The sequence below is a fragment of the Ornithinibacillus halophilus genome (assembly GCF_900129485.1).
Taxonomy (GTDB): domain Bacteria; phylum Bacillota; class Bacilli; order Bacillales; family Amphibacillaceae; genus Ornithinibacillus; species Ornithinibacillus halophilus.
Genome location: NZ_FQVW01000070.1, coordinates 1 through 11,989, shown reverse-complemented (window position 1 = coordinate 11,989; position 11,989 = coordinate 1). Strand labels below are relative to the sequence as shown.

Sequence of the window (11,989 nt, the reverse complement as noted above, 5' to 3'; positions counted from 1 at the left end):
TTTCCTCCTCTGGCATTACCCATTATCATCGGTACTATGGGGCTATCCGACTCCCTGTAAGTCATTTGCTTTTCTCCCTTTTGATTGGTTGATTGGCATACTCTTGTGCGATTACTGAATAGTACTGACCACAAAAGAACCACAGGCCCTCCCGAGGTCCCGTGCAACCACTGGTTAACATGCCTGGCTCTTTGACCCCGGGGAAGTTTCTTCCAGCTCGCCATTCTAACGCTAAAAGAAAAGTTGTCTTCCAGAATCCTCAAACCGTCGACCTTCCCAACGATACATCATTTCGAGGCTCAATCACTTTCAGGCCTATTACCTCCCTGTCTACGCTTAGCACCCTGCATTACTGCAGGTAGCCCAAGACTCGGTATTGGCGATTTGGCTATATCTTACCAAGCAGGAGTCACACCTGCTAGATTGCACGACCTTCTCGGTCGCTCAGGGAACAGATGTCCTCCAAACCCAAATTCCCCTTCCATATCAGTAAATAATGGAACCATTGTCCTCACTAACCTCTACTCATAAACAACACTTTCATAAAAAGTAACATAGGAACTAAATGCATTTAAATAATCGACATAAAGATTATCAAATCGTCTTTCCAATTCACTTCTAACTATGTATGGCTCATCTTTCACTTCATTAATACTCTCCTCAAGCCCCAAAAATTTCCTAAAGCTACCAACTAGATATTCTCTTTGTTCACTAGTGTAATCTATTTTAACAATTAGGCTTAGTAGCATTTCTTTCACTTGTCGTACCTCAAAAAGCATATCACTAAGTACTGTCGTATTAAATGATATTGGGTCTCTTTCTGTTAGCCATTTTTGATCAAAGGTTATGAAGATAGCTTCTGTTTGGTTGATGGTTAAGTTGGGATATTTATTCTCCATATCAGCTTCTAAATCTTCTTTATAGGAATCCTTGAATTTTTGTAACCTTACATCGAAGGTTCCATCATTACCTGAAACAAAATAAGGTTCATACGTAAATTGTTTTTGTAAACTGAACGGAGAATATGGATAAAGCCAAGTCATGATAGAAATGAAGATTACGATCAATCCAAGAAAACCTACAATACTTCGTTTCAAATACTTTTTATTCATACATACAACTCCTTTGCTACTAAATTTTATCATAATTTAAATAAAAATCAGATATTAAAGTATAAAAGAAAAGGATATAAGGAACTGCATTCTCCTTATACCCCTAACTCTTAGTCTCTTCTATTTTCAGCAAAGATAGGCACTTCTACACTAACTTGCTTAATACGCTCAATAATTCGTCCAGCTTTTACTGTTTCAACCTCACCACGACTTGTTTTTGCAAGTTGGCCTTCCAATTGTTCCATACTATAATTTGAGGTGAAGCAAACTGGTAAACCTTCCATCATCCGGTATTGCAAAATTGATCCGAGAACTTCATCTCTGAACCAAGCCGATTGCATCTCTGCACCAATATCATCGAGCATTAATACATCTGCCTTCTTAAAGAAATCAATTTTTTCATTAATCGAATCATCTTTAAATGACGATTTAATCTCACGCACAAATTCTGGCATGTAAATTAAAGTGGATGAAATATTAAATTTCTTCAATTCATTCGCTAGTGCACCTAAGAAATACGTTTTCCCTACACCAAACGGACCATAAAAATAAATCCCTTTCCTAGGTAACTCCGATTTCGCTTTGCCTAGAAATCCAATTAATTCACGAACAGCTTGACTCCGATTTGGATCATTATCAATGGTTGCAATAGAGGCATTCATAATGTCCTTTGGCATGTACAAACTTTGAATAAGCTTCTGCTGCTCTTGTTCTTTTTCATGCATAATGCGAGTTCGGCATTTTTCATAGGATAAATGAATTTCATTATTTTGCACAGTTAAAATTGGAGAATATCCTGGCAACATATTTTTGCAATTCTCTAGTGAACCACATTGATCACATTGTTTGGACTGATTTTTATACTCATATAACTTAATTAAGCTTTTTTCAATATCTCGCTGACTCAATTCCGGATGAAGTGATAAAAACTCTTTAATTTCTGGATCACTTAACACTTCATTTTTAATTTTATTGTAATTCTCTTGGAAGTTCTTATTTTGTTCCATCCATTTTTTTAATTCAGATTGCACTGGTTTCACTGGAATCATCCTTGTAAATGATTATTCTTTGTACTACTTGAATACTGGCGTAATAATGCAGCAATTTCTTCTTTTTCTTTCTCTAGATCCTGTTGATTTGGAGGATTAACTTCTTTTGTTTTCTTCGTTTTTCGTTCTTTAAACCATTCAGGAACAACTTCATTTGAACGTGCTTTATTATAATATGAATTATTCCCCTGCTTCGAATTTGTTTTGCGATAACGGTCTTTTTCTTTTTTAGCAAATACCATCGCTTCTTTTGCAGTTTTTAAATTGGCTCTTGACCAATGACTAGCGATTTTTTCCAAATATGCCTTCGATAGCTTCATATTCGATTGAAGTAAAACATAATGAATTAAAACATTCATAACTGGTGATGGTAATCCTTGCGTAGTCATTACTTCTCGAATCACCTTCAAATCTTGATCCGAAGCATGGTTACCGCTAGATAAGTCCTCTAATAATTGCTTTGGAGAAATGTTTTCTAACTCATAAATGAGCTGTTCCTCTTTTGTCTTAGGCTTTTTCTGATCTATTTGTTCAGAGGATTGTCCTGTATTTGACTTTTCTACTAAATGAATAGGTTGCTGACTTTGCTTTTGTTTAAATAAGTCGTGGCATGCTTCTTGGAACTCTTGAACATCCAAGCGATTCTCATCTGTTAATGCCCATAGAACAGACTTTTCAATTTCATGAGATGCTAAATCATAGAGTGTCATCATTTGTGTAATAATTCGTCGATTTTCTTCATTTAACACTTCACGAGCAGGAATCATTCGTTGTTTAAGCATTTGTTCCATCCATGAAAAATCAATCGTTTCAATATTTGGACCATGTACTTCTTGCTGTCTTGGTGCTGGTTGAACATGGTTAACAGTTGGTTTAAATGTATCAAAAACATCATGGAACGAGGCAGTTATATCTTTCGTTCCTTCGATATATTTTTCATCTGCATAATGTGATTTTAGCATATCAAACTTTTGTTTTCCTATATGATGAAATAATAATTGCGTTAGCATCGCATCTTGGAAAAACTCTTTAGGTGAAAACGGACGGATTAACGAATAAACATAAACCGTTTGATGCTCCGTATTTTTTTCTAGTGTTTTTAAGAGACCAATCCCTTCTAGCTTTAACCTAGCTTCATAGATTTCATCTAGAGGAATTGATAGATAACTCATTAATGTATGGTGAGTTTGGGCTGAAGATTGAAGTTCTATTTCATGTAAAAGGGTTTGATACAACATGACAGCCTGCATTCCGATCAATGGCTGATATAAATGAGTTAACGATTTTTCATAATCGATTGGAAGAGTATTATCAATTAATTGAACATAGTATCCATCTACAGGTAGTATTTTACCAATATAATTCAAACTAATCCCCCTCCATTATTAAACGAAAATGAGCCTATCTGGCCCATTAAGATTCTTTTTTATCTGTACTAATTAAGTCCTTTAATTCTTCAAGGAAAACACTGATATCTTTAAATTGACGATAAACGGATGCAAAGCGTACATACGCAACTTCATCAATATCCGAGAGGCGTTTCATAACTAACTCCCCAATTTCATTGCTATCAATTTCTGACACACCAGAATTACGAATTTCCTTTTCTACTTCTAATGCTAGCGTTTCAATTTGTTCAATAGAAACTGGACGTTTTTCACATGCTTTAATTAACCCACGTACTAATTTTTCCCGACTATATTCTTGTCGTGTTCCGTCCTTTTTAACGACAATTAGTGGTACTTCTTCTATACGTTCGAACGTAGTAAAACGAAAACCACATTGTTCACATTCTCGTCTTCTGCGAATGGATCTGCCTTCTTCTATTGGTCTAGAATCTAATACTTTTGTATTTTTATTTTGACAGTTGGAACATCTCATCTATAAAACCCCATTCATCCAAATTCAAACTCAATTTCTATCAAGCAACGGTAAATCCTTGTTTACTTGTTCATATAATTGTTTAACTAATCGATGGCTGTAACCAAAATCAAAAGGCAATATAGACTCTGTAGTAATTGAAAAGTCCACTGCTGTTTGGAATGGACGTACCATTATTACAGTTACTATGATAAATGCTTTTTTTCCTTTAACTAATTTCAGTCCGATTTCGCCATGTTCTTCAGAAACGGATTGTATTTCAAACTCCTTGGCATTTTTATAGTAATCCTCTAATATTCTCAATGCTTTATCTTTTGTAGTTTTATAATATTTGGTTTTTAAATTAGGATCCCAATGATTTTCACTTGTTTCAGCATGATTATTTAAATATTTACTAACTGTATGTCGTAATGCCATTATTTCATCTCCATTTTCACTGCGCTATATCAAATTTAATAGCCTTCGTATCTTTCTATTATTTTAACATGTTTTGTACTAATTCCCTAGTGGAAAATTAAAACTGCAAGAATCTACGGAAATATAAAAGAGAGCTGTTCCCTTTTATAGGTCACAACCCTCTATTATACATTATTGATTTTCACTTAAGAAATCTTTGCTTGTTTTTGATGAAGGGATTTTCCTACTAAGTTTACAAGGTCTACTACTCGACTTGAATATCCCCACTCATTATCATACCAAGCCAATACTTTGATTTTATTATCTTCCATCACCATCGTTGATAATCCATCCACAATTGATGAGTATTCAGTAGTTGTATAATCGATGGATACCAGTGGTTCATCACTATATTGCATTATGCCCTTCAACTCATTTTGAGAAGCTACTTTAAATGCACGATTTACTTCTTCAATGGTTACATCTTTCTCAACATCAACAACCAAGTCCACTAGCGAAACATTTGGTGTTGGTACTCGAAGTGCCATTCCATGTAATTTTCCATTCAAATGTGGTAACACTTCACCTAGTGCTTTAGCTGCTCCAGTTGAAGTTGGGATAATGGATTGTGTACAACCACGTGCACGGCGCAAATCCTTATGTGGGTTATCTAGGTTTTTCTGATCATTTGTAAATGCATGAACAGTCGTCATTAAACCATTCTTAATCTTAAAGTTTTCATCAAGGACCTTCACTACAGGAGCAAGACAGTTTGTTGTACATGATGCATTGGAAATGACATCATCCTTGTGTGCATCATATTCGTCATCATTTACTCCCATTACAATGGTACGGTCTATTTCTTTACCTGGTGCAGTAATCACTACCTTCTTCGCACCAGCTTCCATATGAAGACCCGCGTCTTTTTTCGTTTTAAATTTTCCAGTTGCTTCAATTACTACATCGATGCCTAATTTTTCCCAAGGCAATGCTTTAGGATCTCTTGAATTAACAAGAGCTATTTGTTTACCATTAACTAATAAACTATCATGAAGCGCTTCCACTTCTCCGTTAAAAATACCGTGTACACTATCATATTTAATTAAATGTGCCAATGTTTCTGGAGGATAACTTGCATTGATTGCTACGACCTCTAATTCATTGTTTGTTACCGCTTGTCGAAATACCATTCGCCCAATACGTCCAAATCCATTAATTGCAACTCGCGTTTTAACCATTTATAGTCCTCCTAATATATATGTTATACTCAAGACTTATTTTCACTAATTAGTATAACATATTAAGAAATAAAATGAGTACAAAATTGATATTTTTTTAGATTATTAGTTACGTATATTGGGAGAATGTTTTAAATATGAGAGGTGATTGGAATAAAAGATTTAGATATAGCAAGATCCGAACAATATAATTTGTTCGGACCTTAAATATTACGTATGAATTTAAGTGGAGTGGTGGCAGGAATTCTACGGCTAAGGAAAATACACTTCTTTTCAGTAATCGATAGCTCTTCTCGATGCCGGAAGCAGAGCAATCCCGAAGTCTACGGTAACCGATAGAGCTTGTCGATGCCGGAAGAACACGAATCCCGGATGCTACGGTAATCGATAGTGCGTCTCGATGCCGGTAGCACAGCAATCCCGGAGTCTACCGTAACCGATTCACCTTCTCGATGCCGGAAGCACAGCAATCCTGGTTTCTACCGTAACCGATACGACGTCTCGATGCCGGTAGCACAGCAATCCTGGAGTCTACCGTTACAGATTCGACGTCTCGATGCCGGAAAGCACAGCAATCCCGGAGTCTACCGTAACCGATTCACCTTCTCGCTGCCGGTAGCACAGCAATCCCGGAGTCTAACGTAACCGATACGCCGTCTCAATGCCGGTAGCACAGCAATCCCGGAGTCTAACGTAACCGATTCGCCGTCTCAATGCCGGTAGCACAACTTTCACACTCCCTACCGTAACCGACAGAGGTTACATAGGTTATGTCCCAAACTCAACTTAGTTAAAGCACATTCCATTTTCGCAAAATCTGATCCAATTGTTCCAGTGTCTCGAATTTTGTTCCATTATTATTAATGACTTCATCGGCAAGGTTTGCTTTTTCCTTCACAGGAATCTGTGATTGAATTCGTTGCATGGCTTCTTTTTCGTTATAGCCATCCCTTTCCATCAATCTCTTCAATTGAACATCCTCATCAACATAAACCACTATTGTCTTATTCACAAAATGAGTTAGTTTACTTTCAAAAAGTAATGGAATATCCAGAACAACGCATTTTTCTCCTTGTTCAATCAGGGCATCACGTTTTTCTAGCATGCTTTTTCGAACTGCTGGATGGACAATTTCATTCAATTGCTTTCTCTTTTCTTCATTTTCAAATACGATTGCACCTAGTTCTTTTCTGTCTAACTTACCATCTTCACGCACGATACTCTCACCAAATGTAGCAACAATCTTTTCATAAGCTTCTTCGCCAGGTTCTACTACCTCACGAGAAATTTTGTCAGCATCAATTACGGGTATATTAAACTCATCAAACATTAAGGAAACCGTACTTTTCCCACTAGCAATACTACCAGTAAGCCCAATTACTATCGCCATTTTTCAATCTCCCTTATTGTTTTTGACAATCACTGCACACATGGGTACCTCTCCCGCCAACTTTCATCTTCAGGATTGACTTCCCACATTTTTTACATGGTTTATTCTCTTGTCCATAAACATACAGTTCTTGCTGGAACATTCCCATCTCCCCTTGTCCATTCACATAGGATCGAATGGTCGTTCCACCTTGCTTCACTGCTCCTTCAAGCGTAGCAATTGCCTCTTCTTGAATGCGTTTCACTTCACGCTTTGTTAATTTATTCGCTTTTTTCAATGGATGGACACCAGCGCGAAATAATGTTTCATCTACATAGATATTTCCTAGACCAGTTACAATCGTTTGGTCGAGTAATACTGCTTTGATAACGCGATTCGTTTTTTGTAATTTATCATAAAAATAATCAAAGGTGAATGTGTCATCAAAAGGTTCTGGTCCAAGCTGGGTCAAAGGCTTCTGTGAAAATTCTTCTCCTTTTTTCACGAGATGCATCGTTCCAAATTTTCGTACATCATTGTATCGAAGTTCTTCTCCGTTTGTGAAATGAAAAATTACATGAGTATGTTTCTTCACAGGTTCATTCTCATCGACAACACTATATTTTCCTTCCATGCGCAAATGTGAAATTAACGTATAATCATCTATTTCAAAGAGTAAAAATTTCCCCTTACGATTAATTTCTCGAAAGGTCTGTCCAATTAACAACTGTTTAAAGTGCTCAACATCATCTGGTTGCTTGATGATTTTTGCCCAATTGACGGTGATATCATCAATCGTTTTATCTAGTATAAAATGTCTTAAAGTTTTACGTATCGTTTCAACCTCTGGTAGTTCTGGCATGTTATATTCTCCTTATTTCGCATCAAACCAACTGTCTCCGTATTCATAATCCACTTTCAATGGAACATTAAGCTCTACGGTATTTTCCATCATTTCAGGTACTACTTCCTTCAGCTTATCTAATTCTTCTCTTGGTGCTTCTAAAATCAGTTCATCATGTACCTGTAATAATATTCTTGCTTGAAGTTTTTCGTCTTTTAGTTTTTGATCCAAGTCGATCATTGCTTTCTTAATGATATCTGCTGCAGATCCTTGAATCGGCGTGTTCATTGCGGTTCTTTCAGCAAAACTTCGGCGATTAAAGTTTCTACTCGTTATTTCTGGTAAGTATCTTCTTCGTTTCATTAATGTTGTAACATATCCTTGGTGTTTTGCTTCTTGAACAATATCATCCATGTATTGTTTAACACCTGGATAACTTTCAAAATATCGTTCGATAAATTGTTTCGCTTCTTTACGGGTAATCCCAAGGCTTTGTGACAAACCATAATCACTAATTCCATACACAATTCCAAAGTTAACTGCTTTAGCTTGGCGACGCATGTTGGAAGTAACCTTGTCCTTCTCTACATGGAATACATCCATCGCTGTTTGCGTATGAATATCTAAATCATTTTGGAAGGCTGCGATTAATTTTTCGTCTTTGGCAATATGAGCCAATACTCGTAATTCAATTTGAGAATAATCCGCTGCAAACATAATCCAGTCATCTTCTGATGGAACAAATGCCTGGCGAATTTTACGCCCTTCTTCCAAACGAATTGGGATGTTTTGCAAGTTCGGATCAATTGAACTCAGACGACCTGTTTGAGTCAATGCTTGATTAAACCGGGTATGAATTTTATTAGTATCCTTATGCACAACCTTTAGTAATCCTTCAATATACGTAGATTGTAATTTACCAAGTTGACGGTAAAGCAGGATTTTGGGAATGATCTCGTGTTCATGTTCTAGCTGCTCCAATACATCAGCTGCAGTGGAATATCCCGTCTTTGTTTTCTTGATGACCGGTAAGCCTAGTTTTTCAAATAGAATTGGCCCTAGCTGCTTCGGTGAATTTAAATTAAACTTCTCCCCAGCAATGTCATAGATACTCGCTTCAATTTCATCTAATCTAGCCTTTAGCTCTTGCCCCATATTTTCTAAGCGCTCAACATCTAAGACCACGCCTGTATGTTCCATTTCACCTAAAATTAACGCAAGTGGCATTTCCAATTCCTTTAATAACTCATGCTGCTCATTCTCAACAAGCTGTTGTTCCATTTCCTCTTTCACATCAAAAAGTACTTTCGTTTTACGAGCAACATGTTCTGCTAAATTATCCTGCTCAGGAACCTTCATTTTGGCCCCTTTTCCATACACTTCTTCATCAAATCGGACATTTTTATTTCCCATCCGGTGCCCAACAGCAGGGATATCGTGGTTATTTTCACCAGGATTGATTAAATATGATCCTAACAACATATCAAAATCGATCCCTTTGATATGAATGTCATGGTTCAATAAAGCAACTAATGTTTTCTTAGCATCAAAAACAGATTTTTTAAATGACGCATCTTCTGCCCATTGTTTAAATGTCTCTGACTGAACTGCTATATCAGTTGGAATGAAATAAGCCTTTTCCTCATTTACCACTCCAATACCTTCAATTGGAGCAGTATGGTAGTTTTCATAGAGCATCTCTACAACTAGTGCTTCATTTCCTGTAAACATATCTTGAGTGATCTCATTAATAACGGTATAGTCGAGATCCGTTAGTTCCTCGTTATGCTCTTCAACTGCTCCATCTCCACCAAGCTTGTCCAATAGGGACTGAAAACCAAGATCAGTGAATATCTGACGGACATCACTATGCTCAAACCCTTTATAATCAAGGTCTTCTAATTTCACATCAATCGGTGACTCACGATTAATTGTTGCAAGGTCTTTACTCATAAATGCATCATCTTTATAGTTCGTTAGATTTTCTTTTAATTTCTTCCCACTAACTTCATCTACATGTTCATAAACGTTTTCAAGCGTTTCATATTGTTTTAATAACTTAGTGGCCGTTTTCTCTCCTACACCAGGAACACCTGGAATATTATCCGAACTATCCCCCATCAATGCTTTAAGGTCGATAATTTGTTCAGGTTTAATTTCCATTTTTTCTAACATATAGGATGGTGTATAGCTTTCCATATCACTGATACCCTTTTTAGTAACGTGAACGGTCACTTGTTCAGAAGCTAACTGAAGTAAGTCCTTATCTCCAGATATAACGGAAACATCCCATTTTTGTTCATCTCCATGTTTGGAAAGTGTCCCAATAATGTCATCTGCTTCATAATTCGCTAATTGATAATGTGGAATATGAAAAGCATCAAGTAGTTCTTTCACAATTGGAAACTGTTCTGATAGCTCTGGTGGAGTCTTCTGCCTTCCACCTTTATATTCCTTATATGTAGAATGTCGAAATGTCGTCTTACCTGCATCAAAAGCCACTAACATATGTGTTGGTTTCTGCTCTTCTAATATTCGAAGTAACATCGTTGTAAATCCGTAGGCAGCGTTTGTATAAACACCTTTATCATTATTCAATAACGGGAGTGCAAAGAAAGCCCGATAAATAATACTGTTTCCATCAATCAAAACTAACTTATTTTTATCAGCCATAAAAATCCTCCATTCAAAAAATCATTACCACTATTTTACCATGAAATGTATTACGGTGACAGGAAGCACATTCTATTTAACCAATGTTTTCCAAATCTCATGAGTTATATGCTATACTAATCTAGCAAAGGAGTGAATATTATGAAATTATTCATCTGAATCAAACACCTCTAATATTTGCTTAAATCTATAAAACTGATGGATAAGCAAATATTTATAAAAGAGGAGATAAAAAAATGAAAAATAATATTGTAAATGTAATGAAAAAAAATCAATTCTCAGGTACAGCTCTAGTTAGAAATCATGAAGATATTATTGCTGAAGGAAGTCACGGGTATGCCAATCGATCCGAACAATTACCTAACAAAGAAAATACCCGTTTTGGAATTGCTTCTGGGTGTAAAATCTTTACAAGTGTTGCGATTTGCCAATTAGTAGAGGAAGGAAAATTAACATTTGATACAAAGTTAATAGATATCCTTGATGATAATTTCCCAAACTTTGATCGGTCCATTACTATTCATCATCTATTGACTCACACTTCAGGGGTTCCAGACTATTTTGATGAAGAAGTGATGGATGACTTTGAAGAACTTTGGAAAAATACACCGATGTACCATATTCGAAAACTTCAAGATTTCTTGCCATTATTTCAAAATGAGCCGATGAAATTCAATCCTGGTGAACTTTTTCACTATAATAATGGTGGATATATCCTTCTCGGTTTAGTAGTTGAAAAGCTAGCAGGGGTAACATTCACAGAATATGTAATTAACAATGTCTTTGAGAAAGCTGGCATGAACGATTCAGGTTATTTTGCTTTGGATGCTCTTCCAGCAAACACAGCACATGGTTATATTGAGAACTCAGATGGTACGTGGAGAACGAATATCTATTCACTTCCTGTTCAAGGTGGCTCGGATGGTGGAGCATTTGTTACTACTGAGGATATGCTAAAGTTTTGGGATGCACTTCTTAAAAATAAGTTATTAAGTGAAGAAATGACAAAACTACTTCTCACTCCACACGTACATGAAGATGGAAATGAATTCTATGGCTACGGTGTTTGGATTAGTAAAAAGGAAAATGGTGATATTTTAAGATACCATGTAATGGGCTACGATCCTGGCGTCTGCTTCCACTCCGTATACTATCCAGAATATTCTATAAAACTAGCAGTTTGTGGGAATATATCAGAAGGTGCTTTTGATTTGGTGGAGTTTATTGAAGAAGAATTGTTATAAAGAAATATAATTGAGTTATCGAAAAGTCCTATCGGTTACCGTAGAGACTGGGAATGGGGTGCTTCCGGCAACGAGAGGCTCTATCGGTTACCGTAGAAACCGGGATTCCTCTGCTTCCGGCATCGAGAAGGCCTATCGGTTACCCTAGACTTCGGGATTCCTCTGCTTCCGGCATCGAGACGC

Annotated in this window: 10 protein-coding genes; 1 reads left to right on the top strand and 9 read right to left on the bottom strand. The window is 36.5% G+C overall.

The genetic code is table 11. The features are described from left to right. Positions 1-521 precede the first annotated feature (521 nt). From BUB12_RS16395 to polA, 9 genes are all read right to left on the bottom strand, one after another. Positions 522-1,112 carry a hypothetical protein gene (locus BUB12_RS16395; protein WP_072891990.1) on the bottom strand — a complete coding sequence of 197 codons (591 nt, stop codon included), beginning with the start codon at positions 1,110-1,112 and terminating at the stop codon, positions 522-524. A 110-nt stretch (positions 1,113-1,222) separates the two neighbouring features. Further along, entirely contained in the window at positions 1,223-2,152 is a 930-nt protein-coding gene (gene dnaI / locus BUB12_RS16390) for a primosomal protein DnaI (RefSeq protein WP_072891989.1), read from the bottom strand. Between the two features lie 5 nt (positions 2,153-2,157). Continuing rightward, positions 2,158-3,528, bottom strand: coding sequence for a replication initiation and membrane attachment family protein (locus BUB12_RS16385; protein WP_072891988.1), 1,371 nt, complete (start codon positions 3,526-3,528; stop codon positions 2,158-2,160). A gap of 46 nt (positions 3,529-3,574) precedes the next feature. Continuing rightward, complete coding sequence (gene nrdR / locus BUB12_RS16380) at positions 3,575-4,042, bottom strand: transcriptional regulator NrdR (RefSeq protein ID WP_072891987.1); 468 nt, start codon at positions 4,040-4,042, stop codon at positions 3,575-3,577. A 30-nt stretch (positions 4,043-4,072) separates the two neighbouring features. Then, positions 4,073-4,459: a cytosolic protein gene (locus BUB12_RS16375; RefSeq protein ID WP_072891986.1), complete on the bottom strand. Its 387-nt coding sequence runs from the start codon at positions 4,457-4,459 to the stop codon at positions 4,073-4,075. 185 nt (positions 4,460-4,644) lie between these two features. Beyond that, entirely contained in the window at positions 4,645-5,676 is a 1,032-nt protein-coding gene (locus tag BUB12_RS16370; protein WP_072891985.1) for a glyceraldehyde-3-phosphate dehydrogenase, read from the bottom strand. 790 nt (positions 5,677-6,466) lie between these two features. Beyond that, positions 6,467-7,066, bottom strand: a complete 600-nt coding sequence (gene coaE / locus BUB12_RS16365) for a dephospho-CoA kinase (protein WP_072891984.1) — start codon at positions 7,064-7,066, stop codon at positions 6,467-6,469. Between the two features lie 13 nt (positions 7,067-7,079). Then, the gene (gene mutM / locus BUB12_RS16360; RefSeq protein WP_072891983.1) at positions 7,080-7,907 is read right to left on the bottom strand and encodes a DNA-formamidopyrimidine glycosylase; all 828 of its coding nucleotides are present in this window, start codon (positions 7,905-7,907) and stop codon (positions 7,080-7,082) included. 12 nt (positions 7,908-7,919) lie between these two features. Continuing rightward, positions 7,920-10,562: a DNA polymerase I gene (polA, locus tag BUB12_RS16355; protein ID WP_072891982.1), complete on the bottom strand. Its 2,643-nt coding sequence runs from the start codon at positions 10,560-10,562 to the stop codon at positions 7,920-7,922. A gap of 236 nt (positions 10,563-10,798) precedes the next feature. Here polA and BUB12_RS16350 point away from each other — a divergent pair, with 236 nt between their 5' ends. Next, the gene (locus BUB12_RS16350) at positions 10,799-11,806 is read left to right on the top strand and encodes a serine hydrolase domain-containing protein (protein WP_072891981.1); all 1,008 of its coding nucleotides are present in this window, start codon (positions 10,799-10,801) and stop codon (positions 11,804-11,806) included. The last annotated feature ends 183 nt before the right edge of the window (positions 11,807-11,989 follow it).